The following is a 25725-nucleotide window of genomic DNA, read 5'->3' as shown; positions in this document are numbered from 1 at the left end:
TTGTGATAATAGTAACTAATTAAGGTATAGTGGGGAAAATCTTTAGGCAAATACCGCCATTGACAACCCGTCTTGTTCAGGTAAAAAATGGCATTTATCACTTCGCGGAGATCGACTTTACGGGGCCGACCTGTCGTATAAGGATCGGCTTTTTTTAAAATCGGCTCCAAGATTTCCCATTCTTCATCTGTCAAATCACTGGGATACCTCTTACCAGGAATTTCTTTTGGCCAAGCCATGCAGCACCTCGAATAGAATCTCTGAAATTAAAATAATCGCCGGATTTTGGGTTATTTTATCAAAAATACTATAATAATATCAATGTGTTAGTTTTTTTTGTACAGCTTCTTAGCGAAACCCCGCCTGTGAAGGGCGGGGAAGGATAGCGCGGACGGCGTAGCTAAGGCGCTAGCCGCCTTTCTCCAGGGATCGCCGCGAAACGCGCCCTCCAGCGCCTGGCAGACCCTCCGACCGTATTATTTCGACAGCGACCTTTCGGGAGCGCGATATTGGCCGCCGCTCGGTTGGCGCGATTCGGCCGGATCGCGCTAACCGTCGCCGAGCACTCACTCCCCACCGTTCCCAGGAAGCCTACTTTTTTTCACGTCGCGTTGAACCATTGAGCGGGCAATGGGAAATACCGAGTAACGTTCCCATTCAAACAATCCCATTCAATAGAAAAGGAGACTGTCCATGCCACTCACAACGGCTCATTTAAGGTCCGACGCAATCTGGGACTCCGCGCAAAGACATGGCCAGATGGTATTCGCCATGGATCAAAACCGCACGGCTCATGTGGAAACTCCCGGTCCATGGGGCGTGGCAGGCAGCAGGGGGGGCTATTGCCTGGGCCTTTCCATACAATGGTTGGCCATGCGCAAGCGCGGCCAGAATTTCGATTTCGACGGACAGACAAGAATCTGCAATACCCCGCCCTGGCAGGCCACCATGCTGCAGAATATCCATGCGTCGGCGCCCCGCACTCGGGCGATGACCTTTTCCGGGGCCATGGTTCAGCAAATCATACGCGACCCCATCCGAGCGGCGACGCTGCTGATACGCTACGCCAGTTTTCGTGTATCAGTGACCGTCACCAATTTTCATCAAATACTGACCGGTTTCCCAAACACGCTCTGGCTGATCGTGTTGGATGCGGGCCGGCAGGGCGGCACAGCCCATGCGGTGGCGGCGCAGCATGACGCGCAAGGCAATGTGCATTTTTTCGACCCCAATTACGGCCATTTTAACTTTCCTGATTTCGCGCGCTTCAGAACCTGGTTCCGGGCTTTCCTGATAGAGAGCGGCTACATAAGGGATTACGCGGGCGCGCAATTCTTTTGCGTGATCTAAACGCACTTCATGGCAATGTCTCCTCGTTGAGACAGGATGAGGTACGCCGACCTGGCCGTTGGAGGTTTTGCCCGCCATCATCGAAGCCTCGGTCAAGCCGCTCGAAAAAAATCGACGGCATCAAAATCGTGCAAGTGGACGGCCTCAACCGAGGGGCGAGCGGCGGAGGGGACAGCCCGAGCGGTTCGTCGGGCGGCGGCAACCTCGCCGAGCAAGCGGTGGCGGCGGCGCTCGCTTATCGCGCCCAACAGCCGATTCTGGATGCCGTGCTCGGTGAGATCGGGATGAAGGGCGGCGATTTGAACGGCTTGGTGGAGGCGATGAGGAAGGACATTGCGCCCGCCGCCGGCAAGGGTGCCGATCGCAACGCCCGGAACGCGCCGCCGGCCAACACCGTTAGCCCGGAAACGCCTCCCGGAAACACGTCAACCCAATGTCCACCTTAAGATTTATCCGACGCTAGGGTGAATGTCATAGCGTGGATGCGCATGGTCTGCCGGTCAGAATCGTTATTGCAGAAGGTCCCCGGGCGGATTGCACGCAGGCAGGCCGCCTGATTGAAATTCTCCGGCCGAGGATCGCCCGAAGCGAGCGACTGAGAAATTAGCCGCGATGGTCATGAGATGTTACTGACTACGTTATGCTTGCATAACGCATAACGTAACGATATCATGAGCGCTCCCAACTCATCATCCATCACGGGAGCAAAGTCCATGAAATCACCTAAAGAGCGTCAGCGTGCCTATCGTGAACGGCGGAAAGAGCAAAAGAAAGCGGGTCTGATCAAACTGAAAATTCTAACCAGCGCGGCAGCCGGAAAAAAAACTGGAAATGCTCGGCGAGATTGACGGCGCCGACATCGGTGCAGTGTTCAGCCAAGCCATTGAACTGCTTTGGGCACAACGTTTCGGCGACGCGAGCATTGCCGAGGAAAAATCGATCGCACCGCAACAAGCGCTTGAACCCGAAAAAGCGATTGAATCTCAAAAGGAAAAGAAGAAAAAAATCCGAGAAGGGGAAAAAGAAAGAGGTGAAACCCGAGGAGGAAAAGGTAAAGCCGCGAGCCAAAGCATCCAAGAACAAACCAGAAACCGTGCTGGTGGCGACCATATAATCAAGGGAACGCCATGGCACCCTTGCCGATTGGCTAAAGAGCCGGCTCTTGGCGATACCTTGGTCAGGGCAATCGAAAATGGCGTTTCGCACGAGCATTTTCGAGGGCTGAACCGTTTGTCAGAATAAATGGAACGACTTGACGATGAAAAGTTTGACTACGCCCTATTACCTGATCGACGAGAGCAGGCTGCTGAAAAATTTGCAAATCATCCAGCATGTGCGCGAGAGCTCCGGTGCAAGATCGGTGTTGGCGCTGAAATGTTTCTCAACTTGGTGCGTATTCGGTCTCATGCGGGAATTCCTGGATGGCACCACGAGTAGTTCCCTGTTCGAAGCCAGGTTGGGGCGGGAAGAATTCGGCAAGGAAGTTCATGCCTACAGCGTGGGTTTTTCCGCCAGCGACATCGAATCGGTCAAGGAGTTTGCCGACAAGGTGATTTTCAATTCGATATCTCAACTCACGCGTTACCAAAACGAGGTTCGGGGGTTGAAACTGGGATTGCGGGTCAATCCAGGCATCAGCTATTCGCATTTCGACCTTGCCGATCCGGCGAGGAGATATTCAAGGTTGGGCGTGACCGATCGCCGTGAACTTGTCCAGGTCGCTCCGCTGCTCAGTGGGCTCATGTTCCATTTCAACTGCGAGAACGACGATTTCGAAAACCTCTCCACGGCCATCGATCATATCGGCCATCACTATGGTCCATTGCTGGAAAAGATGGAATGGGTCAGTCTGGGTGGCGGCTTGTTTTTTTACCAAGCCAAAGTATCCTCTAGATCGATTCTGCGAAAAACTGAAACAATTCAGCGATAAATTCGACGTTCAAGTCTATTTGGAACCCGGCGAAGCCGCCATCACCGACAGCGCGGAACTGGTGACCACGGTGTTGGACGTTCTGCACAATGAAATCGACATCGCCATTGTCGATGCTTCCGTTGAAGCGCATATGCTGGACCATTTGATCTATCACACCACGCCAAGGGTTGCTTATCCCGAACCGGGTCCTCATCGCATGATGATCGCCGGCCGCACTTGTCTGGCGGGAGATGTGTTCGGCGAGTATGGCTTGAGCACACCGTTGGAAGTCGGTAGCGAAGTTCGCATCGCGGATGCCGCGGGTTACACGATGGTCAAGAAAAATTGGTTCAATGGACTATCCATGCCCTCCATCGTCGTGCGGCGACTCGACGGCACCCTGGAACAGGTCCGTCAATTCGATTACCAGGATTTTAAACGTAGCCTTTCCTAAGTCGGGAGCGAAATGAAAGTGAAAAAGAATGTGCTGATCATCGGTGCTGGTGGCGTTGCTCACGTCGCGGCTCACAAGGCGGCGATGAACAACGATGTGCTGGGCGATATCTGCATCGCATCGCGGACCTTGTCGAAATGCGACGAAATCATCGAGAGCGTCCTACGCAAAGGGCATCTGAAGGACCCCGCGAACCGGCTGTATTCCCGGCAACTCGATGCGCTCGACATTCCGGCGACCGTGAAGTTGATCCAGGAAACCAACTCCGGGATCGTGATCAATCTCGGCGCGGCGTTCATCAACATGTCGGTGCTGGAAGCCTGTCTGGAAACGGGTGCCGTTTACATGGACACCGCTATCCACGAAGAACCGGACAAGGTATGCGAAACCCCGCCCTGGTACGCCAACTACGAGTGGAAGCGGAAAGATCGCTGCGCGGAGAAGGGACTCACCGCCATTCTGGGCGTGGGATTCGATCCGGGCGTGGTCAACGCCTACTGCGCGCTGGCGGCAAAGCGCTATTTCGACCAGATCGATACCATCGACATTCTGGATGTCAATGCCGGTAGCCATGGTAAATATTTCGCCACCAATTTCGATCCGGAGATCAATTTTCGCGAGTTCATCAAGGTTTGGACCTGGATCGATCGGCAGTGGAAGGAATATCCCACCCACTCGGTCAAGCGCGTCTACGATTTCCCGGTGGTCGGCCCCTGCCCCATCTATCTGAACGGACACGATGAACTGCACTCGCTTTCGAAGAACATCGACGCCAATAGCATTCGGTTCTGGATGGGCTTCGGCGACCATTACATCAACGTGTTCACCGTGCTGCGCACCCTCGGCTTTCTTTCGCACCTGCCGGTGACCCTGACCACGGGCCAGGAAGTGGTGCCGCTCAAGGTGGTCAAGGCGCTATTTCCCGATCCCAAGACCCTCGCGCCGGGTTATACTGGCAAGACCTGCATCGGCAACTTCGTCAAGGGCTGGAAGGACGGAAAACCGCGAGAGGTATTCATCTACCAGGTTTCCGATCACAAGCAATGCTACGAAGAGGTCGAATCGCAGGGTATCAGCTACACCGCCGGCGTCCCGCCGGTCGCGGCGGCCATGCTGGTGGCTCAGGGTATTTGGGACCCGAAGACCATGGTGAACGTCGAGGAACTCGATCCGGAACCGTTCATCGCCATTCTGGATCGGATTGGCCTGCCGACCGAGGTCAAGGAAATCCAGCCTGGCGGACAGGAGTCGTTCGATGGTAGCGTTCGGGAATTGGCACAGGAGCTGGCGGAGTCGACCGCGACAGTCACGGTCTCGGCCGCCAACCCGATGATTGCCTTGGCGCCCAAGTCGCCGAAAAATTAGAGAAAAATTGGAAAAGGCTACCCCTCACCCGCTTGCGGGTGAGGGGTTACCCGCCTTCTGGTTATTGATTCCAGCCGGAAGGCGGATTGACCACTTCGTACACCACGTTCGGGCCATCGTAACTGGGAACGTAGAAGGTACCGCCGCAATTCCGATAGCTCACGCCGTCGGCGACGATCGTGGTGCAATTTGGCGGCAGCGTGGACACGATGGCTCCCACCGCGACCGCAGTGCCCACCGCCACCGCCGCGCCTACCCCCACTCCCCCGTAACCCCAGCGGCGGTCCACGTCGACATTGACGTTGCGGTTGACATTCACGTTGCGGTTGACGTTACGGTTCATGTCGCGATTCACGTTGCGGTTGACGTTTGCGTGATGACCACCGCCACCAATATTGGCGCGCGGTGCTCTAACGCCACCGCCACCGAACCCGCCGCCGCCACGTCCGCGTGCGTCCACATCGGCGCTGACCAGTGCCAGCATCGGTCCCACGATCAGAGCAACGGTCATTGCCCGTTTCAAGTAAGTCGATAGCGAAGAATGCATGGCGAAACCTCCCATGGTTACTTGGCGGTTTTAGTCGATTGAGCCGCTGGCACCGCCTCCAGGAACTTGATCTTCTGGGCGTCTTGCGGCGGCGTGAAAGTGAAGAAATCGGTGGGGAATTGCGGTGCGAGATCCCAGTCGCTCAGGTCGGAAGTCCACTGGGGCGAGCCTTCCACGCTCTTGTCGGTCAGCAACAGCCGGCGGGGCAAGGGCTTGGGACCGTCTTCGATCCAGATTTCCCAATCCACTTCCGGGGTCTGAAACGCCAGGTGATGACATGCCACGCCGCGCACCAGACTCTGGCCAACATAGGTTTTCGACTCCAGATTCCGGACCAGGCTGCTTTGGGGATCCGCCAGCAGCAAGTCAGCGATAGGCATCGAAATTCCATACTGATCTTCAAGCAAGGCCAAGGTCTCGTCGATGGTCGGCGCGGCGGTGGCGCTGGCGTAGACATTCGGCTCTGGGGTGTAAAGCGTGAAGGTCTTGCCATCATAGAACAGTTGGCGTCCGCCGCTGAGATTCTGGAAATCGGCCCGCAACCGATCGGGCTTTTGTATGGCAATCTCCACGGTTTGATCTTGGTGCAAGCGCTGATCCGTGGGCAGAATCAATTCGGTGGTTTTCTCGACCCGCACCTTGAAGCGTTCGAGCGAACGGAGATAGGTGGCCATCTGTTTCAGCACCGCCATGGGCTCGGGCTGAGTCGCCGGTGCCGGGCTATCGGCCGCCGCCGGTTGTGCATTCGACGCGGCCGGCTGCTCGGTTGCGGCGAGTGGGCCGGCATATCCAAACAACGCCACGGTCGAAAAAAACATCGCGGATAACAACGACGGGATTTTCATGGGTGATGTGCTCCTTGAATGGTTTGATCGCAGGTCGTTCAACCTGTCCAGGGTTTTCGGACCGAGCATTGCCTGCCATTAGGCACGGACTCTAGCCTCCATCAGGTTCGGCCGAATGACCGGTCCAGTTCGTGTTGGCCCCGCATTCCGTCAGAGCCTGATCGAAGACATCGATCCGGTCGAACCCACGGGGTGAACCTCAAGCTCAATGATGAGGTGCACCGCTAACGCCATTATTGCCGCAAAATTGCGAATGTGCAGCCAATCGCAGGATGAGCCCATTTAAAATTGTAGACTTGCGGCGGGCCGGGTTGCCGCAAACATTCCAAAACCCGGCGCGCGCCGACTGCTTCACTTTCAATCAACGAGGACCCGCATGGTCGATTTATTGCGTTACGAACACGGCATTTACGCTTTCGATGCCCACTACATTCGCCCCCAACTCGCCGCCATCCATCTCATCGTCGAAAACGACCAGGTTGCCGTGGTGGATACCGCCAACAATGCCGCCCTGCCGCATGCGCTGGACGCCTTGTGCCAGCTCGACCTAAGTCCGGCCAACGTCGCCTACGTCTTTCTGACCCATGTGCACCTGGATCATGCCGGTGGCGCTGGCGCCATGATGCAGGCGTTTCCCGAAGCGCGCCTGGTCGTGCATCCGCGCGGAGCACGGCACATGGCCGAACCGGCCAAGTTGTTCGCCGCCGTGCAGGCGGTTTACGGCGAGGCGGAAGCTCGTCATCTGTACGGCGACCCGATTCCGGTCAGCCCCGATCGCATTCTTTCCGCTGGCGAGGGCTTCAGCTTCGAGCTCGGCGGTCGGACTCTGATCTGTCTGGACACTCCCGGACATGCCCGCCATCATCTGGCCCTGCAAGATGCGCGTAGCGGTTGTCTGTTCACCGGCGACATCTTCGGTCTGTCCTTCCGCGAACTGGATGTGGACGGGCGGCCCTCGATCATCCCCACCACCACGCCGACCCAGTTCGAACCCGAGGTCATGCATGAGTCGGTGGATCGGATATTGGCTTGCCGACCGGAAGCGCTCTACTTGACCCATTTTTCCCGAATCGAGGACCTCGCGCGGCTGAGTGCCGACCTGCACCGGTTGATCGACGCCCATGTGGCGGTGGCCGAACGCGAGCGAGACGCCGGCCCGGAGCGCGAAGCGCGCATTCTGGCGGGTTTGTGGGCGCTGATGGATGCCGAGGCGGCGCGGCAGGGCTGGACCCTGCCCACCGAGCAGTGGCGCGCGGTGCTGGAAGCGGACATCGAACTCAACGCCCAGGGTTTGGATTACTGGCTGGACCAGACCTGAGCTACACGCGAGTCACCGGCGGGCCGCTTCCGGCTCTATTCCCCAGCGACGAGCCGCAGCTCGTCGCTGGCCAGCCGTCTGTTCGAACCTGCATCGGTTCATCCGGGAACATCGCCACCTTCACCGATCGGTAACCGCGGGGAAACATACCTTGGCTATCGTGAGCGGTTGAATCGTCCTTGACGATTCGACGTCTTGCCTGACGGTAGGTCCTTCACCCGCGGCCTTCATCGAAATAAGGGGGTTTTTCCGTGCTCCGCAAGTCCATCAATACCCTGACTGTTGCCGTTGCGCTGCTTGCAACCGCGCCCGTGCTCGCAACCGCCGACGACTCCGATGGCGATTTGGACAAGAATTCCAACAGTGGAAAAAACAACAGCATACAACTCGGCCCCCGGCCGTTCTACCTGGTCGACGGCATGGACGAAGGCCGCCTCAAGGACCGACTGACGCAGTGCAAGAGCGGTCCCTTCTACCGTACCGACTTTTCCATCGGCCACCGGGGCGCCGCCCTGCAATTCCCCGAACACTCCGACGCCTCTTATATGGCTGGGGCACGCATGGGGGCCGGCATCGTCGAGTGCGACGTGACCTTCACCAAAGACGGCGAGCTGGTCTGCCGCCACAGCGAGTGCGACTTGCATACCACCACCAACATCGTCGCCACTCCTCTGAATGCGAAGTGCACCACGCCCTGGAGCGGTCCGAACTCCTCACCTCAATGTTGCACCAGCGACCTGACCCTGGACGAATTCGAATCGCTGGAAGCCAAGATGGACGCCAGCAACCCCAGCGCCGCCACCGCGCAAGGTTATCTAGGCGGCACCGCCAGTTGGCGCACCGACCTGTATACCGGTCGCGCCCATGTGGTGACCTTCAAGGAAAGTATCGCCCTGAATCAGGCCAACGGCGTCAAGCACACCCCCGAGTTGAAGAGCGCCACCCATCAGGACCGCATCGATGCCATTTTCGGCGGCCAGGAGCAGTACGCCCAGCAGTTCGCCGATACCATGAAAAACGCAGGCGTCAAGCCACAGGATACTTGGCCTCAGTCCTTCAATCTGGAAGATATCTTCTACTGGATCGACCATACCCAATACGGCAAGCAGGCCGCCTATCTGCTCGACTACGATACCGACAAGGACGACGTCATCATCCAGGCGCCCTACGACGCCATGGATCGGACCGAGTTCTTGCAGATGCTGAAGAAGCGCGGCGTCAAGGTCATCGCCCCGTCGATATCCGCCCTGCTGCGGGTCACTGACAGCGGCGACATCGTGCCTTCGCCCTTCGCCAAGGATCTGAAGCGCATGGGTTTCGATATCATCGCCTGGACCTTCGAACGCGCCGACCTGCGCCAGGGTGCATCGAAGGCGGGCTACTACTACGACTTCGACCCGACCGGTGTCGCCATCAAGAAGGATAGCGACATGTACAAGGCCCTGGACGTGCTGGCCAAGGATGTGAAGATTCTGGGCATCTTCTCCGACTGGCCCGCCACGGTGACCTACTACGCTAACTGCATGGGCTTGAAATAATCGAAATTCGTGGCGGCGGGACTGCGAAATCGTCGAGATCGTACCTCGCCGCCACAGCGAAGCGTTTGGCATGGAACACTTCGGGACGGTTCCCGGTCGTCGTGAAACGGACACAGGCCGACGCGATCAAAGCGGCCTGTCAGGCGCGCAACGTCCGTTCCGCCCGTGGGTCGTCCAGCGGCGGCGACAGCCATTTCCGCAACTCCACCACCACGAACTCTTGCATCGGCTTCAAGATCGTGGCCAGCCGGTACGAGGTATGCGAGCGATCCTGGACCGTGTCCCGCGCTCGCCAGCGGCGAACGGTGGTTTCGCTCGCCCCCAACTCCACGGCCAATTCGGTCGCCGAGCGGATCGATGGCTGGATGTTAGAATTAGGATGGAAGCGCCAACCGCTCGACCCTCCGACGCGGTGGCGCCACCGCGAGGAAAACCACCATGCGCACTGGTTCGCTGCCCGCTCGACCAGTCTGGCTTCCCCTGCTTGTCCTGCTGTTCGGGTTGTACGCCGCTGCCGCCCGGACGGCGTCCATTCCTCCGGAGGTGCTGACCCAGATTCCGGCCTCTTTGCAGCCCTGGATGGATTGGGTGCTGTCGGGGTCGCCAAATCGACGCTGTCCGGTGTATTACAACCAGACGGATCGCTACCAGTGCGTCTGGTTGTCGGCGCTGAGCCTCGACCTCGACGGTCAGGGGGGCGAGTTTCGTCAAAAGGCGTACAACGATACCGAAGGCTGGTTGACCCTGCCCGGCAACCGGAGCTACTGGCCGCAGGATGTGCGCCTGGACGGCATACTGGTACCGGTGCTGGAGCGGGACAATCATCCAGCACTGAAGGCGTCGTCCGGTGAGCACGAGTTGACCGGGCGGTTCTATTGGCGCGCGCTGCCTGACTCGATTCATGTTCCCCCCGGTAACGCGCTGCTCGATCTGCGTGTCAACGGCCAGCCGGTGACGGCGTTTCGGTTGGAGGACGAGGGTGTGCTGCGGCTGCGCCAGCAACCGGATGCGCCGGCTCGGCAGGATACGCTCGACCTGCAAGTATTCCGGTTGTTGACCGACGGGATTCCCTTCACGGTCGCGACCCGGCTGGATCTGCGGGTCTCGGGCCAAACGCGGGAAGAATTGCTCGGTCCGGTGCTGCCGCCGGATTTCCTGCCGCTCGCCCTGGACAGCCCGCTGCCCGCTCGGCTGGAAGCCGATGGCCGGCTGCGGGTGCAACTGCGACCGGGGAACTGGACCCTGATGTTGAACGCTCGCCATCCTGGACCGTTGGACGCGCTGGCGCTGCCCGTCGTCCCGGTACCTTGGCCTCAACAAGAGATCTGGAGCTTCCAGGCGCAAAACACCCTGCGACAGGTTCAGGTGGAAGGCGCGGCGGCGCTCGATCCGGCGCAGACCAATCTGCCCGAAAGCTGGCGGCAATGGCCGGCCTATCTGCTGCAACCCGGCGAGGCGCTGCAATTCCAGGTCCGTCAGCGCGGCGAAGCCGAACCGGTTCCGGCGCGGCTGAACCTGGAGCGCACGCTCTGGCTCGACTTTGCCGGCGGTGGCTACACCGTGCGGGATCGGCTGAGTGGCAACCTCGACCGCACGCGCCTGGACGCCGCTCCGGCATTGCAGCTTGGCCGGGTGGAAATCGGCGGCGACGATCAGTTCATTACCCGACTGCCGGGTTCGGACGCGGCCGGCGTGGAGATACGGCAACTGAACGATCTGCAACTGGTCGCCGATAGCCGGCTGGAACCGGCCGACATCGAAAAACTGCCAGCGGTCGGCTGGCGCATCGCCCCGCAACGGATCGACGCCACGCTCAACCTGCCGCCAGGCTGGCGACTGCTGGCGGCGGATGGACCGGACAGCGCCGGCAATGCCTGGCTGTATTCGTGGAACCTGCTTGATCTGTTCATCGTCCTGGTGATTGCGCTCGGTTTCGCCAAGTTGTGGGGCTGGCCATGGGGACTGGTGGCGCTGGCCGGCATGACGTTGATCTATCACGAACCCAATGCGCCGTTGTATGTCTGGCTGAACGTACTGGCGGCGGCAGCCTTGCTGCGCGTGTTGCCGCCGGGACGCTTGCAGATCTTGATTAAGGTGTATCGCGGGCTGGCGCTGCTGGCGCTGCTGACGATCGGCGCGTTGTTTGCCGTCCAGCAGGTGCGTGGCGCCTTGTACCCGCAACTGGAGCCGTTCGCGCCCGGCGCGGCCCTGGTCCTGTCCATTCCATCGGCCAGCGCGCCGCCGGTCGCCGCGCTGGAAAAAGCGCCGGCTTACAACCGGCTCCAGTCGTTGCCAAAAAGCCCGCAACAGCAGATCCAGAACAATCTATCGCAGCGGCTCCAGCAGCAATACACGGCGGACATCAAGGTGCAGACCGGTCCCGGTGTACCCAACTGGCGCTGGCAGCGGGCCACTCTGCATTGGAGCGGGCCGGTGGCGACGGACGAACCACTGCGGTTGTGGCTACTACCGCCCTGGGGCACGCGGGCGTTGCTGCTGCTGGGTCTGGCCCTGCTGCTAGCCATGGGGGCTCGGGTTTCGATCGCGAGCCGACGGTCCCTCCCTCCAGCCGCGCCGCCTTCCCGTGACGAAGAGGAACAGCGCACATCTTCACCGCCAGGCGCGGGCGCTGTTGCGGCGGCATCGGTGCTGCTGGCGATGGCCCTCACGGTCGCCACGCCACCGGTCCAGGCGCAGGAGTATCCCCCACCGGAAATACTCAAACAGTTGCGCGAGCGCCTGACCCAACCACCGGACTGTCAGCGCTGCGGCGATCTGGCGGCACTGGCGCTGACCGTCAGGAACGACACACTGCAACTGCGCCTGTCATTGCACGCTCAAACCGATACCGTCGTACCGCTGCCGTTGCCACGCGAGGGGCTGATCGTGCGCGCCATCGATCTGGACGGTCGGCCGGCGACCTTGTTTCGCGGTCCGAAGCAATTGCTGTGGCTGCGACTGCCGCCGGGCTTGCACACCGCGACCGTGGCCGCCGCCGTGTTGCCGGAGGTCGCCACCCTGCAACTGCCGTTGCCGCTGCCGCCGGGCCGGTTGGAACTCGATGCCAATGGCTGGAAAGTGGAAGGCCAGGTCGAAGGTCGCGTCGATCCTCAGTTACAATTGACCCGTCCGCGCCAGGATGCCGCCGCGCCGCTGCAAGCCGGCGTGATGCCGCCGTTCGTCCAGGTCGAGCGCGATCTCGTGCTGGATGTGGATTGGCAGGTGTTGACCCGGATGCGGCGCTTGAGCCAGGCCGACCAGGCGGCGGTACTGGAAATCCCCCTGCTGCCCGGCGAGCACGTCACCACGCCCGACATCCGAGTGCGGGACAACCGGGTGTTGCTCAACCTGCCGCCGGAGCAAACCGAAATCCGCTGGACCGCGACCCTGAGCCGCGTCAACGAACTGATCCTTCAGGCAACGGACCGCGAGGATCTGGTGGAAGTCTGGCAACTGCACGCCAATCCGCTTTGGCATGTACAAAGCGCCGGTATCCCGCTGGTGCGGCGGATCGATGCCGCTGGACAATGGGCGCCGGAATGGCGGTCGTGGCCAGGCGAACAGGTCACCCTGACCGTCGATCGACCGGAGGGGGCGCCCGGCGGCACTGTGACCATCGACCGCAGTCAATTACGATTGAATCCCGGCCGACGCTTGAGCGAAGCGAGCTTGGATTTGTCCATTCGGACCAGTCGCGGCGGCGATCATGCGGTGACCCTACCGCCGGGCGCGACGCTCACCACGGCCTATATCAACGATGTCGTCCAGCCGTTGCGGCAGCAGGACCGGCGGGTGGTGCTGCCGTTGGTGCCTGGGGTGCAGCGGGTGGTGTTGAACTGGCGCGAGGAACGGGATTTCGGCACGCGCTATACCACGCCCGAGGTGGATTTGGGCAGTCCCAGCGTCAACGGCGACCTGATCCTACATCTGCCGCGCAATCGTTGGTTGTTGTGGGCCAACGGGCCGGTCATGGGACCGGCCGTGCTGTTCTGGGGCGTGTTGGCGGTGATCCTGATCGGTGCCATCGTGTTGGGACGGATGGGCGGTACACCGTTGCGTGCCCATCACTGGTTTTTGCTCGGCATCGGCCTGAGCCAGAGCCATATCGCGGCGATCCTGCTGGTGGCGGGCTGGCTGTGGCTGCTGGGGCGGCGTCAGGCATTGGCCGATCGGGAGATCGGCGCTTTCCGCTTCGACCTGCTGCAACTGGCGCTGGTCGGGTTGACGCTGGCGGCGCTGGCGGCGCTGCTCGGGGCCATCGAACAGGGCTTGCTGGGCACGCCCGCCATGCAGGTGGCCGGAAACGGGTCCAGCGCTTGGCAATTGAACTGGTATCAGGACCGGATCGCCGGGCCGCTGCCGACCGCCTCGGTGGTCACCGCGCCGCTGCTGCTATATCGCGGCCTGATGCTGGTTTGGGCGCTATGGCTAGCGTTTGCCCTGCTCCGATGGCTGGGCTGGGGCTGGCAGTGCTTCAGTGCCGGGGGATTGTGGCGGCGCTTGCGCCGGAGCAAGGCGGTGGCTGACGGTCAGCCATGATGACTGCTTTACCCGCTTTGAGTGGACGGTATAGAGGCGCTTGAGCTTATGCGGGCCTCAGTGATCATTTCGCCGAGTCCGCCGGCGCTTGATCCCGAGACGCGCTTTCATCGGTGGAGTTCGCGATGTTTTCCGACGCACTCACGGGGTGGTTGCCGGTAATGCCTTGTTCGATCCGTTCCAGCATGTAAGGGAAGAATGGGTTGGATGACATGCGAATCAGCGAATCCAGGCTGACGATCAACGTGCCGCGCTCGCCTCGCGGAGCCACCGCGCCCAAGCTGACGCCGTACTCCTCAAGGGGATCAGGCTGTATGCCGTACAGGGAATCGCTCATGGGAAACGGCACCGCGACATGTGAGAGTGAGAACACGCCCAGCGGATAGGACAATCCCAATTCGCGGGTTTGCTCCGTGGTCGCTCCCGCTTCCGTAACCCGCTCCATGACCTCGCTGCTATCGGGACTGATGTTGGTGATGACTGTGCTCCTGAACGATCGAGGAGGAGCCGGCAGGATGCGATTCAACATGGTGTTGGCGCTGGCGCGCATGAGCGGGCCGAATTTGGCGCTCCGGTTTATATCGAACAGGACCAGTTCGCTGCCGTTATCGGGAAGTTGTTGATACAACGCGGTAATAATCGCCCGGGTGCTGACGGTAAAATCCACCACCGACTGAAAGGTGAGAAAGGGGGGCAGCTCGGCGAGTTTTCCTTCACTCGCATACTGGGCAATCCGGGGTTGCAGGGCGCGCGTCAGCAACGACGATTGCCGGGCGCCATTGATCGGGAACGAGTTGTACTTGAAGGGATTGAATTCCGGCACCACGCTGAGCCACGCAGCCTTCGCAAAGGGCGGAAAGATCGCCGGCCAACCGAATATCCCAGCGAACCGAGCCATCTCCGTGATCCCGATCATCGGCGAAATCAGCACGATCCGATCTGGACGGGTCAGCTTCGGATCGTCGAGCGTGTCAAGCGCGTATTTCATCGCCAACGCACCGCCGTTGGAGAATCCGATGATATGCAAGGGCAACGTTGGGCCGATCCGCCGCCGTGCTTCCCGCACCGCCAGATGCGTTGCGGCGACCCAGTCCTCCCAAACCACATTGGTCAGGCCGGCTGGCACAGTGCCATGGCCCGGCAGCCGAATGGCGACGGAAATAAAACCGTGGGACTGATAGAGTCGGGCGACGTGACGCAGGCTGTAGGGCGAATCGGTCAGTCCATGCAGGAACACCACGGCACCGACGGGCGTCCCTTCCGGCTCCAGAATATAGGAACGGTTCCAGTCGGTGGCAAAGTGCCCTGGATAAATCGGGCTGCCCTCGAAGTAGCGATTGGCGGGGACCTGGTCTTCTGGATCCAATTTTTGAGTGACATTGACGCGCACACTCTCGAAGACCTTGCGCTCTGCGGCCAGATAGTCGTCCCAGTTGGCCGTAGCCAGCTCTTGAGCCGTCAGTTCGTGAGGCGCATAGGTGTGCCAAAGCGCCAGTGGTGCACCGCGCTGCGAGTCGAAGGCGCGCACCGCTAGCAATGTCACCACGCTGGCGGTAAACAGCAACGCCCCGATTTTCAACAGCTTGATAAACCTTGCCCTCACAACCTGGCTCCTCTTTGATGCTTGAATGACATCTTTTTGATGGGCTTACTGGAGAGTACCGGGCGCTCAGCCACCGCTGGCCTGAAACAAAGCGACCAGCGCGTCCCCAGCGGTACGCAACTCCAGTTGCCGGCCCTGGATCGCGTAAGTAGCCGCTGTCGTTAGCGCCTTGAGGTATTCGCTTTCCTGCCGCATCACTCCCTCAGGGCTGGAACAAGCCTTGCGCGTTGCCGCCGGTGCCTGGATGGTGATGGACGATCCCTCGGTAACATAGGCGGCCCGATAATGATTGCAGCCGGCCGATCCGCTCAGTAGGCCGTCGCTACCAAATGTCGCCGTAATCTCACTGCCGTCGATCAACGAGACGGCGGCGTCGCGGCCGTTGTTGTAAACGGTCGCTCGCCAGGTGACACCCTGCAACGCCATCGGTTGCCACGCCTTGAAGGTCGCGATCTTCTGTCCCTTGGTATCCAGCAAGCTGAGTTGACCGTCCTCGATTTTGTAAGCCATCGTCGCCGCCAGTGCCGCCATGAACGGCTGTTCGACGGCCGTCTGGGGTTCGGGGCACGCCATCATCGTGCTCGCCGCCAAACCGATGGTCAGCTTGCCAGCATCCACGGTGTAACTGGCGGTGTAACGATTGCAACCGCCACTGCCGCTCACCAAGCCATTGGCAAAGCTTGCGGTGGCTTCAACGCCGTTCGGGACGGTGTGAAGCTGACCATCGGCATGAGCGACACTCGCCAAACGCCAGGTCGCGCCTTCTAGCGCCGGCTTGTCCACTTCAATGGCCAGCACCAGAACAGGCGCCGCCCAAAGGATCAGCATCCCCAAAAAGCGTGCATTCACCATCTTCCATCTTCCCTTCCCGTCATTGCGCGGGAGCTGGGGGAAACTCCGCGGAAACTTGCATCGTGCGGAAAAGGAGCCAGAGACTCAGAATCAACACGACCAATTCGGTGAAAACGGAGAGACTTAAGGCCGTCAAACTCATCATGTCGACGGCGGACACCCAGCTCGCCGGGTCAGCACCGGTCGTCTGGATCACGGGAACGCCCCCTTGAGGCGCCGCCAGAAAATAAAACAGCATGTGCCCGGTCTCGATCATCATCACGATCATGGAAAACAGCAGGCCGATACTACTGGCCATCAATCCAGTCCAGACCGATCGAATGACCGAAGATACCGGTGGACACGTTTGCGGGTCCGCAATCCGTTTGGCCAAGCGGGTATGCCGGTGAAACCAGACGATGGTAAAAATCAGGATCAGCAAACTGGCTACCGTCAAGTATTCGACGATGGCCAGCCCGGCGCGCGGACCGGAAGGGGAACGCGTGAAGATGAAAGCGTAGGCCATCAAGAGTAAGGGAATCGACCCCACCACGATCTGCACCCAAAAACCAATCCAGCCCAGCCGGGAAAAGGTTCTTGCGAGGTTCTGGATTCCCGACCGTCGCAGACTTTCCATGAGTTCTTTTAGCATGATCATTCCTGCCTGTTTGGTGTTTGCTCTTGGAAGGCACGAGCGGGCAATACCCACTCGACGAAAGACAGCGCCGATCGCCAAACCCGGCGAACGGCGCGGCTAAAGCTTAACGAATCTCAAATTCGGCGCGGCAACCACGGTCAACCCATACTCCACGCCGGTTGTAACCCCAGGTACTGTCGAAGCGACAAGGTGCTCTGCTCAATTGCCGGATCAGGATCACCTCGTTCCGAACGTCCGCCCGGCATAAGTGGCGACCGCTACCCTCGGCGGAGCAAGTCAAACGCTGGCCGCGTCGGCGGTCGCTGTCACCGACGCGGAATTCAGCGCGACAACCGCGATCCACCCAAATCCCGTCTCGGTCATAACCCCAGGTTTGGTTTTGTCGGCATGGCGCGTTGCTCAACTGCCGCTGGAGTCGCACGCCGCCCCGAGTGTCGACGCGGCAATGCTGACGACGGTTATTGGTCGATTCGCAGATGACCTGACGCGAGCGCGCTTCGGCATCCCGAACCGGCAATCCAATGAATGCCCCCACCAATACGCTGCCCAGCAAGGCCGTCGTCAAGATCATCAATCTGGTTTTCATTGATTAATAGTGCCCTCAGCTTACGTCATGGATTTCGATGGTTGTATGGCGGAATCAATGTCCATTGAACATCACTCCACCCAGGATCAGGCTCAGCATCAGCAGGGACAAACCCGCTACCGGCCATTGCCGCAGTACGCCTTCCACCCGTTCCAAAGCCTCCGCGCAGCGAACGACGACGCGCATGACGGGTTGACCCACGACCACGACGTCGCCTTCCGGTACCCGAGGCAGATATCGTCCCCAGCGCCAGAGTCCGAGCGCCAGTCCGGCGCCGATCAAAATGGGCCATGACGCCGCCCAGAGAATCGCCGGCTGGAGCGCATCGGACCAAGTACCGATCCCGGTTGCCGAATACAGCATCCAGGGAGCCACGAGCGCGGCAACGAGCATGAACATCCAGGATAAAACCCATCCGACGGGCGCCGACATCGACGGATCGGGCGAGGCGCTCACCAGCAAACGGTGGAGAAAATGCAGCATCAATAGTGTAGTCCCAATCGCCGACAAGATCGCGAGCAGTTCCACCCATCCATCCCCCAAGACCGGTTTCACCGCCAGCTTCGCCAAAGCGCCGCCGGTCAAAGGGAGCCCGCCGATTCCCAAGGCCAGGATCGCCGCTGGCAGCAGCATCGGCCAGCGCCAGCGCCGGCCCGTCGTGGCGATCACGCCCACGGCGAGGAACAGCGCGCCTTTCACCAGCAGGTGATGGGCTGCGTAAAAGGACGCCGCTAAGGGAGTATCGGCATCCCCCGCCGCAAGCCCCATGCCGATCACCGCGACCAGGAATCCCATTTGGCTCACGCTAGAATAGGCGAGCACGAGCTTCGGCCGCGATTGGGTGATCCCGATCGCTACCCCATAGAAAGCACCGCACAGCCCTATCGCCGCCAGTGGCAGGCCAAAGTCCGGTAACCCCACCCCGAACGGCAGGAAGCGGATCAGCGCGAGAGCGCTCGCCTTGACGACGGCGCCGCTCATCACGGCCGCTGCCGGGATCGGCGCCGCGCCATAGGCCAACGGCATCCAGAAATGCAGCGGTACGAGGCCCGCCTTCATGCCGAGACCGATAACTAGAAGCACCAGCGTGAGATCGCGCCACGGCGACGTGGGAATCGCGGCGGCGGCATCACGGATCAACAGGCTGCCGTCCGGTGTCACTATTGCGAGCATCACCAGGCCGGCGAGTAGGAACGCTTCGGCGATCAGCGCTAGCCCGAGGTAGACAGCGCTGGCGCGCAGCGCTTCCACCGTACCGCCCTGCAAGACGAGTCCGCTGGCGCCGACCGATAGCACCGCGAGCAGGAAGTAGAAGCCCACCATATCGGCGGCGAGAAACACGCCGACGCAACCGGTCAAGGTCATCAGCCAGCACACGACGAGGCGGCCGGCATTGACCGCGCCCCGCAATTCCGTTGCGGCGTAAACCCCCCGTCGCGATCCACAGGATCGCGGCAACCAAGAGCAGCATCGCCCCCGGTTTGTCCATGGCGAACGACAGCGCGAACCGGGCATTGCCGAGCACGAGAGGCGTGTCGTCGGCGCACAGGGCAGCCAGGAGCGCGGGAATCGGCGCGAGCGCCAGCAGCGGCGGCATGCGCTCGCGAATTCCCGACACGATGCAGGCCAGGAGCATCGCGAGTGGTACGCCGATGGCGGCGATCAACAGGTTGGAAGTCGTCATGGCCAGCCGATCTCCGGTACGACCGCCCGTCCGATCCGCGCCACGTCCACCGGGCAGAAGGCGGCCATGCCGAGCAGAAACGAGCACAGGGCCAGCGCCAGCACGGCCACCTGTTGATAATGGGGAACGCGTGCCCGTGGGGTCCATCCTTCGGGCGCGGGCGCCATCGCGCGCACGACGACGATGAAAACGTAGGCACTGGTGAGCAGGCCCCCCACGAGCATCACGAGCACCCACCACCACTGGGCGGTCGTGATGGCCGCTGATACCAGCAGCCACTTGGCGAGAAATCCTCCCGATGGGGGTAGCCCGATCAGCGAGGCGCCGCCGAGCGCGAAGGCGAGCAGGGTCATCGGCAACGCCCGCGCCGCGCCGCGCAAGTCGGCGATGCGATCGTGTCCAAGCGTCGTGTAGATTAGTCCCGCGGCCATGAACATCGCCGCCTTCGCGGTGGCGTGGGAGATCGCTTGCAGCATGCCGCCGTTCACGGCCGCCGTGCTGTCGATCTGGGCGGCGGCGAGACCGGCCGCGAGCGGGAACATCAGGAACAGATAGCCGATCTGGGCGACCGTCGAGTACGCGATCAGCAACTTGAGCCGCGCCTGCCGGAGCGCGACGATGTTGCCGACCAGAATGGCCGCCGCGCCCAGCGCCGCCAGCATCTGTGCCGACGGCAAGGTCACCACGCCCGCGAATACGTCGAGCCAGAGCCGTACGGCCAGAAACCACGAGCCCTTGATCACCAGGCCCGATAGCACGGCGCTGGCCGCCGCCGGTGCGCCCGCATGCGCCGGCGGCAGCCAGAGATGCAATGGAAAGAGGGCGGTTTTGGCCAGCAGCCCCACCGTCATCAGCGCGGCGGCGGCCCAGGTGACGGGTTCGGGGTGGACTCGCGCGGCGAGCAGCAAAATGTCCAGCGTGCCATACGCGCCGTACAGCAGCACCGCCCCCAGCAGGTAGAGCACCGAGCCGAACAGGGCGTACAACAGGTAGCGAAGCGCGGAGCGCAAGGTCTCCGGTTGGCCGCCGAGGCTGACCAGCGGTACGCCCGCGAACGTCAAGAGTTCCAGCGCGACGTACAGCGTGAAGAGATCTCCGCTCACGAACACCAGGTTCAGCGAACCCCACACGGCGAGCAGCAGCAGCCAGAACATCAGCGGCGCCCGCGCTTCTCGAACGCCCGGGGGCGTGCCGAAGTCACCCCGCGCGTACACGCCGATGCCGCCGATCACCACCGCGATGGCCAGCAGCATGATCACGGCCAAGCCGTCGGCGCGCAGCGCAACGCCCAGCGGTGGCGCCCAGTCACCTAGGATGTAGACCACGGTATCGCCGGATTGCACCAGTGCGTCGGCAATGGCGATGGCGATGGCGAGCCCGGCCGCGAGGATCGCGAACGCCACCCGCTGGGCCCCGCGGCCGCCGAGGATCATGCCGGCCAGCACTCCGATAAACGGGATCAGCACCGCCAACACCAGCAGCAACCCGCCGGGGGACGTCACGTCTTGGGTCGAGAGGGAGTGCGGCATCTATGCATCCGGGGGATCGGCCTGCGCCTTGGCTGGCGCATCCGAGGCAAGCGTGACCGAGCCGGTTTCGTCGAACAGTCGCAGCACCAGCGCGACGGCGAGCGCGGTGGCCGAGAAGGCGACGACGATGCCGGTGATCAGCAGCGCCTGGGGCACCGGGTCGCCACCCATCCCGACTGCCGCGCCTCGGCGTGCGATGGCGCCGAAGAGCAGAAACACCCCGCAGCCGATCAGATTGAACGCGAGGATCTTGCGCAACGGTTGCGGGTTGACGATCAGACCGTACAGGCCGACGCCGACGAGCGCCGCCGCGCACAGTCCAAACAGCGTCGACGCGTTCACTGGGGAGGCATCCGTTGCGGCGTGCCGGCCACCAGCAGGGCAAGCGTCAGTACGAGCGTGGGCATCAGCGCGATTTCGATGGCGACGATCAACGGTTTCGCATAGCCCTCCGGATAGGCGAGGACCGCTCCCGCGGTGATGGAGCCCGCGAAGCCGATCGCGATGAACACCAGCGGTCCGATCACGAGCAGGACCCGCAACCAGGTCCGGCTGATCGGTGGCGTGTCGGCGAGCCCCGCCTCGATGACCAATAGCCACATGGCGGCCAGGATCGTGGCGCCCTGGAACTTGCCGCCGGGAAGATCCGCCCCGATCCAGAAGATGTAGAGACCCACGATGATCCCAATCGGCGGCAGGAACCGGGCGAGATAGGCAAGGATCCCGTCGGGATCGGCATGGTGTCGCGGTCCCGGATAGCCGCCCCAGGCGCGGTCGGGTGCCAGCGACCACACGCCGAGCAGCGCCAACAGCACCACGATGGCTTCGAGCAGCGTGTCCATTGAGCGAAACGCGAGCAATACCGCGGTGACTGGATTGCCGACTCCAGTCGTGGCCAAGCTGGCGACGGCGGCGGGGGCCAGCGTGGGCGCGGGATCGGGCAGCGCCAGGACCCCCACGGCAAGCGCCGCCGCGACGGTGACGGCCAGGATCGCGGCGAGTGTTCGGATGAGGACGCCAGGGTATTCGGCGCGCGTCGCGGCCTCTGTTTTGCGCAGCCGGCCTGCGGCGCCGATCAGCAGGGCGCCGGTGAGGCCGCCGCCGATCGCCGCCTCCGTCAGCGCCACATCCGGCGCGGCGAGGCGCACCCAGATCAACGCCAGCAACAGCCCGTAGGCCACGAAGCCAATCACCGCCGCGAAGGTGTCGCGCACGGCGATAATCCACCCGGCCACCGCCAGGACGAGCAGGGTCAGGCTGATGTCGACCGCCAGGGCCAGGGTCATGGGGTCGGCTGGCCGCGTCGTGCCGCCTGCGCCATGAGCTGGCCAACCGTCGCCCCGGCCAGCAGGGTGAACAGCCAAATCGCGATCAGCTTGATGACGTCGAACGGCCACTCGGCCTGCGGCAGCAAGCCCATCACCACCAGACCGAGACCCAGGTTATCCGCCTTGGTCAGCGCGTGCAGGCGGGTGAGCGTGTCAGGAAAACGCAGCAGCCCCACCGTGCCGGCGAGGAAAAAGAAGGTACCGGCCAAGACCGCGATGATCGTGAAAATGTTTAGGACGAGGCTCATTGGCTATTCGTTTCCTTGGGGTCGTCGCCATCCGAGCGGGAGGCACCCTGCACGAAGGCCACCGAGGCGAAGGCGGCAAGCAACGCCAGGGTCAGCGCCACATCGAGCACTGCCTTGACTTCCATGGCCACGCCCAGCAGCAGCAGCGCCGCGATGCCGCCGGTGCCGAACAATTGCGTCGCCATCATCCGATCCGCGTCCGTCGGCCCTCGCAGGATACGGACCAGTCCCAAGGCCACCATCACCAATACGAAGACGGCGGCGGCAAGTAGAAAATCAGGTATCGTCATGCGTTTCACCCAGCGCACGGATCAACAATCCCTCGTCGATGGCGAGTTGCGCCGCCACCGGCTGTTCGACATCGAGGCAATGATAGAGAAGTGCACCATGGTCGTCGACGCCGGCCGGCAGCGTGCCCGGCATCATACTCGTCAATGTAGTGAATGCATTGCAGGTCGGGCCTGGGTGGAGGCGTACCGGATAGACGACGAACCCCGGTCGCAATGGCAGTCGCACGGATAGCGCCCGCCGGGCGACGTCCATTCCTCCCATGATGGACTCCTGCCCAAAGCGCAGCGCGAGCTGGGCCAAGGCGGCATATCGCAGTCGTCCACCGCTGGGCGGCAACAGGTGCAGGCTGGTCCAGGTCGCGGCGGCGGCGGCGAAGAGTCCGGCCGCAAGATCGACCGGATCAAGGCCGATGAGCAGCAGCCAGAAACCGAAGAAGCCCGTCCATCGGGTCATTGCGGCGCGCGCGGAAATGTTCCTCATCGGGTTCTCTCCAACGACGGTGGCGTTTTCATTGGGTCGTTGATCATGGCGAGTCCGCATCCGGAGTGGCCACCTCGGTGATCTCCGGGCCGAGCAGGATGGCCAGGGGACGGGTATGGGGGTTCGCGTCCAGGGCGATGACGACGGCGGCGGTCAGGGGTACCGCGAGGAACATGCCCACGGTGCCAAACAGCCAGCCCCAGAACAAGAGCGAGATGAAAATCGCCAGGGTGGAGACCCCAAGCCCCTTGCCCATGATCCGGGGCTCAAGCACGTTCCCGATCACGGTATTGATCACGAGATAGCCGATGGCCACGAGCAGCGCCGTTCGCGGACCGGTCTGTATCAGCGCGAGCAAGACCGGGGGGATCATCATCAGGATGTTTCCGAGCACGGGCACGAAATTCAGGAAGAACGCCAGCACCGCCCAGAGGATGGCGAAATCGATGCCGAAAACCCATAGTAAAAGCCAGACGCAAACCGCAGTACCGAAGCTGGTCAGGGTCTTGATCTGCATGTAGCGGTTAACGGTGTCCAACAGCCGTTTCAGGCGCGCGTCGCCCTCTTCGGTCAAATGAAAGGCCGCCCGCAACTTGGCGGGGATCGTGGGCGCTTCGAGCAGGATAAAGATCGTGGCGAGCAGGACCAGGAAACCCATCGCGAAGAGGCCGCTGGCGTTGGACAGAAGCAGTCTGACACCATGAACCAGCTTGTTTGGATCCAGCAGGTCCGGTATTGCCTCGCGGGAGCCGCCGGCACCCACGCTCTCCAACCAGCCACCGAGTTGGTAACTAAACGCCATGAACCGCTCTTGATAGGTTGGCAAGCTGTTCCTGAATCCTTCCACGGCTCCCGTGGTTATTAGCGCGAACAGGCTGCCGACATCGAGCAGGACGAAGGCGATCACCATCAAGGCGCCCCATTTCGGGATCCCGCGACTGCGCATCCAACGCAGTATCGGGGTTGTAACGATGGCGATGAACACCGCGAGCAGGATGGGTACAAGGATTGGCGCGGCGGCCTCAAGGACGGTCACCACCAGGGCGAAGGCCCCGGCGACGAGCAAGCTGCGGGCCGGGGCGCTGAATGCGTGGTTGGATGTCATGAGGTGCTCTCCGCAGACAATCGGGGCCATTGCTCGATGGGTTTCGTCGAAACGCCTGGGCTGGGTAGAGGCGCTTCGCGCCGAAATCCAGCGCCATGCACTTCGATAAGACAGGGGTGACGCCAGTAGGGCCAAATGATAAGGCGATTCCCAAAAAAGACCTAACCGAATCGGGGAGGGCGAGGCGAGGTGGGGTGGCATATCTGGGATAACCACAGCGGTTGGCACCGCCATCTAGACTATCACGCCCCCACTGGCGTTTTGGTCAACGAGAGGGCCGCTATCCTCCCTTGGCAACCGGAAGACTTTTTGGGGCAGTACCCTCCACCTTCAAAGTCCCGTTTCTTTAAGGGTCCGGTGCATCAACATGTAACAGACGGTGTAGCCCGCAAGAGCTGCCGCCAGATGTTTCAGGGTGTGGCCGCTGATCACGCCACCCAAATCCAGCACCTGAGCGTCAAACGTTTCCAGGATCTTACTCAGTACATACCACCCGAACACCCAGTACAGGTCGTTGCCTCGGGTATAGCGCGACGGACTCAGCGCGGCCAGCAACAGCACGATGATCACCGAATAGCCTTGCAAGATCCCATAAGGCAGCACGTTGCCGACACCGGCTCGTTCCGTGATTCGCCAATAAATGACCGACGCGGCCCCGATCAGCAGCATCGGAACCAGCAACGCCAGTCCCGCCCGGATATCGATCCGATCGACGATCTGACTGGCAACCAGCCCCATGAACGCGATGGTCATCGGCAACCGGTCCCAGAACAGGCTTTCGTTGTCCGGTGCCAGGTGGTAGTAGCCCGATCCCAGTGCCGTCAGCAGGGCGCCGAGGAAAAACACCGCGTAGGGCCACCGCTCGCTCCTGAACTCGAATTGCGCGCGCCCCCCAAAGACGATGACCAGCCCCGCAATGCCGACGATCAAGAACCCAAGATTGGATACCACGTCGAGAAAGTTGGCGATTCCCAATAGATTGCGCTGATCGGCGAAATGATGGTATTCGAGGGATTGCGGCACGGCGGGTAGTAGCAGCGCCGCCGCGATGCACAATATCGTGAACACAACGATCAACCCGGTTCGCATCGGCATCGATTTTTGGCCTCTATTATCAGCGGGTGGGTGTCGATCAAGCGTCGGCTCATCGCCAGTGCTGCTGACCGCGAAGTTTTAGAAGTCAGAAGCTGTACAAAAACTAACACATTGATATTATTATAGTATTTTTGATAAAATAAGCCAAAATCCGGCGATTATTTTAATTTCAGAGATTCTATTCGAGGTGCTGCATGGCTTGGCCAAAAGAAATTCCTGGTAAGAGGTATCCCAGTGATTTGACAGATGAAGAATGGGAAATCTTGGAGCCGATTTTAAAAAAAGCCGATCCTTATACGACAGGTCGGCCCCGTAAAGTCGATCTCCGCGAAGTGATAAATGCCATTTTTTTACCTGAACAAGACGGGTTGTCAATGGCGGGTATTTGGCCTAAAGATTTTTCCCCACTAATACCTTTA

The 25725-nt window shown here is 61.2% G+C and carries 25 protein-coding genes and 2 pseudogenes; 10 read left to right on the top strand and 17 right to left on the bottom strand.

All coding sequences use genetic code 11. From position 1 onward, the window contains the following. Window positions 1–239, bottom strand: a 239-nt coding sequence (locus E4P82_RS08040) for a transposase (RefSeq protein ID WP_169248404.1), incomplete at its 3' end; no start/stop codon positions are given. A gap of 454 nt (window positions 240–693) precedes the next feature. Between E4P82_RS08040 and E4P82_RS08035 the strand changes: the two genes are divergently transcribed. From E4P82_RS08035 to E4P82_RS08015, 6 genes and pseudogenes are all read left to right on the top strand, one after another. Beyond that, window positions 694–1350 (top strand): YopT-type cysteine protease domain-containing protein, encoded by a 657-nt coding sequence (locus tag E4P82_RS08035; protein WP_169248403.1) that lies wholly within the window; start codon window positions 694–696, stop codon window positions 1348–1350. 58 nt (window positions 1351–1408) lie between these two features. Next, window positions 1409–1796: pseudogene (locus tag E4P82_RS08030) on the top strand (flotillin domain-containing protein); the annotation flags it as partial. A gap of 267 nt (window positions 1797–2063) precedes the next feature. Continuing rightward, on the top strand, window positions 2064–2198 hold the full coding sequence (locus E4P82_RS22790; RefSeq protein WP_281383666.1) for a hypothetical protein: 135 nt from the start codon (window positions 2064–2066) through the stop codon (window positions 2196–2198). Continuing rightward, entirely contained in the window at window positions 2182–2592 is a 411-nt protein-coding gene (locus E4P82_RS08025) for a hypothetical protein (protein ID WP_169248402.1), read from the top strand. Before E4P82_RS22790 ends, E4P82_RS08025 begins: the two co-directional genes overlap by 17 nt. A 16-nt stretch (window positions 2593–2608) precedes the next feature. Next, a pseudogene (gene nspC, locus E4P82_RS08020) lies at window positions 2609–3716 on the top strand (carboxynorspermidine decarboxylase). Between the two features lie 18 nt (window positions 3717–3734). Beyond that, window positions 3735–5081 (top strand): saccharopine dehydrogenase family protein, encoded by a 1347-nt coding sequence (locus E4P82_RS08015; RefSeq protein WP_169248408.1) that lies wholly within the window; start codon window positions 3735–3737, stop codon window positions 5079–5081. Window positions 5082–5142: 61 nt separating this feature from the next. On the opposite strand, the gene E4P82_RS08010 is transcribed toward E4P82_RS08015, so the two are convergent. Continuing rightward, window positions 5143–5592, bottom strand: a complete 450-nt coding sequence (locus E4P82_RS08010) for a hypothetical protein (RefSeq protein ID WP_169248401.1) — start codon at window positions 5590–5592, stop codon at window positions 5143–5145. A gap of 53 nt (window positions 5593–5645) precedes the next feature. Beyond that, entirely contained in the window at window positions 5646–6473 is an 828-nt protein-coding gene (locus E4P82_RS08005) for a DUF2092 domain-containing protein (RefSeq protein WP_169248400.1), read from the bottom strand. Between the two features lie 376 nt (window positions 6474–6849). Between E4P82_RS08005 and E4P82_RS08000 the strand changes: the two genes are divergently transcribed. Beyond that, window positions 6850–7791, top strand: coding sequence for an MBL fold metallo-hydrolase (locus E4P82_RS08000; RefSeq protein ID WP_169248399.1), 942 nt, complete (start codon window positions 6850–6852; stop codon window positions 7789–7791). A gap of 251 nt (window positions 7792–8042) precedes the next feature. Then, the gene (locus E4P82_RS07995) at window positions 8043–9329 is read left to right on the top strand and encodes a glycerophosphodiester phosphodiesterase family protein (protein WP_169248398.1); all 1287 of its coding nucleotides are present in this window, start codon (window positions 8043–8045) and stop codon (window positions 9327–9329) included. A 139-nt stretch (window positions 9330–9468) separates the two neighbouring features. Here E4P82_RS07995 and E4P82_RS07990 read toward each other — a convergent pair whose 3' ends face one another. After that, complete coding sequence (locus tag E4P82_RS07990) at window positions 9469–9666, bottom strand: hypothetical protein (RefSeq protein ID WP_169248397.1); 198 nt, start codon at window positions 9664–9666, stop codon at window positions 9469–9471. Window positions 9667–9767: 101 nt separating this feature from the next. Between E4P82_RS07990 and E4P82_RS07985 the strand changes: the two genes are divergently transcribed. Then, window positions 9768–13868, top strand: coding sequence for a hypothetical protein (locus tag E4P82_RS07985; protein ID WP_169248396.1), 4101 nt, complete (start codon window positions 9768–9770; stop codon window positions 13866–13868). 64 nt (window positions 13869–13932) lie between these two features. Here E4P82_RS07985 and E4P82_RS07980 read toward each other — a convergent pair whose 3' ends face one another. The 13 genes from E4P82_RS07980 to E4P82_RS07920 form a co-directional block, all read right to left on the bottom strand. Further along, window positions 13933–15471: an alpha/beta hydrolase gene (locus E4P82_RS07980; protein ID WP_169248395.1), complete on the bottom strand. Its 1539-nt coding sequence runs from the start codon at window positions 15469–15471 to the stop codon at window positions 13933–13935. Window positions 15472–15537: 66 nt separating this feature from the next. Further along, a complete protein-coding gene (locus E4P82_RS07975; protein WP_169248394.1) occupies window positions 15538–16323 on the bottom strand; it encodes an META domain-containing protein in 786 nt (261 codons plus the stop codon). Between the two features lie 19 nt (window positions 16324–16342). Continuing rightward, window positions 16343–17038 carry a DUF3611 family protein gene (locus E4P82_RS07970; protein WP_246327444.1) on the bottom strand — a complete coding sequence of 232 codons (696 nt, stop codon included), beginning with the start codon at window positions 17036–17038 and terminating at the stop codon, window positions 16343–16345. Window positions 17039–17063: 25 nt separating this feature from the next. Next, window positions 17064–17531, bottom strand: a complete 468-nt coding sequence (locus tag E4P82_RS07965; protein ID WP_169248393.1) for a DUF3011 domain-containing protein — start codon at window positions 17529–17531, stop codon at window positions 17064–17066. Window positions 17532–17600: 69 nt separating this feature from the next. Next, complete coding sequence (locus E4P82_RS07960) at window positions 17601–19004, bottom strand: complex I subunit 5 family protein (RefSeq protein WP_169248392.1); 1404 nt, start codon at window positions 19002–19004, stop codon at window positions 17601–17603. A 222-nt stretch (window positions 19005–19226) separates the two neighbouring features. Next, complete coding sequence (locus E4P82_RS07955; RefSeq protein ID WP_169248391.1) at window positions 19227–20759, bottom strand: complex I subunit 5 family protein; 1533 nt, start codon at window positions 20757–20759, stop codon at window positions 19227–19229. Then, window positions 20760–21101 (bottom strand): cation:proton antiporter subunit C, encoded by a 342-nt coding sequence (locus E4P82_RS07950; protein WP_169248390.1) that lies wholly within the window; start codon window positions 21099–21101, stop codon window positions 20760–20762. Then, window positions 21098–22045 carry a hydrogenase subunit MbhD domain-containing protein gene (locus E4P82_RS07945; protein WP_169248389.1) on the bottom strand — a complete coding sequence of 316 codons (948 nt, stop codon included), beginning with the start codon at window positions 22043–22045 and terminating at the stop codon, window positions 21098–21100. The genes E4P82_RS07950 and E4P82_RS07945 overlap by 4 nt, the downstream gene beginning before the upstream one ends. Next, window positions 22042–22335 (bottom strand): monovalent cation/H(+) antiporter subunit G, encoded by a 294-nt coding sequence (locus E4P82_RS07940; protein ID WP_169248388.1) that lies wholly within the window; start codon window positions 22333–22335, stop codon window positions 22042–22044. The genes E4P82_RS07945 and E4P82_RS07940 overlap by 4 nt, the downstream gene beginning before the upstream one ends. Further along, complete coding sequence (locus E4P82_RS07935; RefSeq protein ID WP_211203070.1) at window positions 22332–22625, bottom strand: MrpF/PhaF family protein; 294 nt, start codon at window positions 22623–22625, stop codon at window positions 22332–22334. The genes E4P82_RS07940 and E4P82_RS07935 overlap by 4 nt, the downstream gene beginning before the upstream one ends. Next, window positions 22612–23106, bottom strand: coding sequence for a Na+/H+ antiporter subunit E (locus tag E4P82_RS07930; protein WP_169248387.1), 495 nt, complete (start codon window positions 23104–23106; stop codon window positions 22612–22614). The genes E4P82_RS07935 and E4P82_RS07930 overlap by 14 nt, the downstream gene beginning before the upstream one ends. Window positions 23107–23149: 43 nt before the next feature. After that, window positions 23150–24241 (bottom strand): AI-2E family transporter, encoded by a 1092-nt coding sequence (locus E4P82_RS07925; protein WP_246327443.1) that lies wholly within the window; start codon window positions 24239–24241, stop codon window positions 23150–23152. Between the two features lie 300 nt (window positions 24242–24541). Then, window positions 24542–25306, bottom strand: a complete 765-nt coding sequence (locus tag E4P82_RS07920) for an alkaline phytoceramidase (RefSeq protein WP_169248386.1) — start codon at window positions 25304–25306, stop codon at window positions 24542–24544. A 194-nt stretch (window positions 25307–25500) separates the two neighbouring features. On the opposite strand from E4P82_RS07920, the gene E4P82_RS07915 reads away from it, so the two are divergent. Then, a partial coding sequence (locus E4P82_RS07915) for a transposase (RefSeq protein ID WP_169248385.1) occupies window positions 25501–25725 on the top strand: 225 nt, incomplete at its 3' end.

The organism is Candidatus Competibacter phosphatis (assembly GCF_012939995.1).
GTDB classification, from domain to species: Bacteria; Pseudomonadota; Gammaproteobacteria; order Competibacterales; family Competibacteraceae; genus Competibacter; species Competibacter phosphatis.
The sequence above is the reverse complement of the archived record's forward strand: the minus strand, read 5'-3'. Positions and strand labels throughout refer to the sequence as shown.

What these genes read in the sequence shown, in the direction of transcription:
- E4P82_RS08035 (WP_169248403.1), top strand. Translation starts at nt 694, where the DNA reads ATGCCACTCACAACGGCTCATTTAAGGTCCGACGCAATCTGGGACTCC.
- E4P82_RS22790 (WP_281383666.1), top strand. Translation starts at nt 2,064, where the DNA reads ATGAAATCACCTAAAGAGCGTCAGCGTGCCTATCGTGAACGGCGGAAA.
- E4P82_RS08025 (WP_169248402.1), top strand. Translation starts at nt 2,182, where the DNA reads ATGCTCGGCGAGATTGACGGCGCCGACATCGGTGCAGTGTTCAGCCAA.
- E4P82_RS08010 (WP_169248401.1), bottom strand. Translation starts at nt 5,592, where the DNA reads ATGACCGTTGCTCTGATCGTGGGACCGATGCTGGCACTGGTCAGCGCC.
- E4P82_RS08005 (WP_169248400.1), bottom strand. Translation starts at nt 6,473, where the DNA reads ATGAAAATCCCGTCGTTGTTATCCGCGATGTTTTTTTCGACCGTGGCG.
- E4P82_RS08000 (WP_169248399.1), top strand. Translation starts at nt 6,850, where the DNA reads ATGGTCGATTTATTGCGTTACGAACACGGCATTTACGCTTTCGATGCC.
- E4P82_RS07985 (WP_169248396.1), top strand. Translation starts at nt 9,768, where the DNA reads ATGCGCACTGGTTCGCTGCCCGCTCGACCAGTCTGGCTTCCCCTGCTT.
- E4P82_RS07975 (WP_169248394.1), bottom strand. Translation starts at nt 16,323, where the DNA reads ATGGTGAATGCACGCTTTTTGGGGATGCTGATCCTTTGGGCGGCGCCT.
- E4P82_RS07965 (WP_169248393.1), bottom strand. Translation starts at nt 17,531, where the DNA reads ATGATCTTGACGACGGCCTTGCTGGGCAGCGTATTGGTGGGGGCATTC.
- E4P82_RS07955 (WP_169248391.1), bottom strand. Translation starts at nt 20,759, where the DNA reads ATGCCGCACTCCCTCTCGACCCAAGACGTGACGTCCCCCGGCGGGTTG.
- E4P82_RS07945 (WP_169248389.1), bottom strand. Translation starts at nt 22,045, where the DNA reads ATGACCCTGGCCCTGGCGGTCGACATCAGCCTGACCCTGCTCGTCCTG.
- E4P82_RS07940 (WP_169248388.1), bottom strand. Translation starts at nt 22,335, where the DNA reads ATGAGCCTCGTCCTAAACATTTTCACGATCATCGCGGTCTTGGCCGGT.
- E4P82_RS07935 (WP_211203070.1), bottom strand. Translation starts at nt 22,625, where the DNA reads ATGACGATACCTGATTTTCTACTTGCCGCCGCCGTCTTCGTATTGGTG.
- E4P82_RS07930 (WP_169248387.1), bottom strand. Translation starts at nt 23,106, where the DNA reads ATGAGGAACATTTCCGCGCGCGCCGCAATGACCCGATGGACGGGCTTC.
- E4P82_RS07925 (WP_246327443.1), bottom strand. Translation starts at nt 24,241, where the DNA reads ATGGCCCCGATTGTCTGCGGAGAGCACCTCATGACATCCAACCACGCA.
- E4P82_RS07920 (WP_169248386.1), bottom strand. Translation starts at nt 25,306, where the DNA reads ATGCCGATGCGAACCGGGTTGATCGTTGTGTTCACGATATTGTGCATC.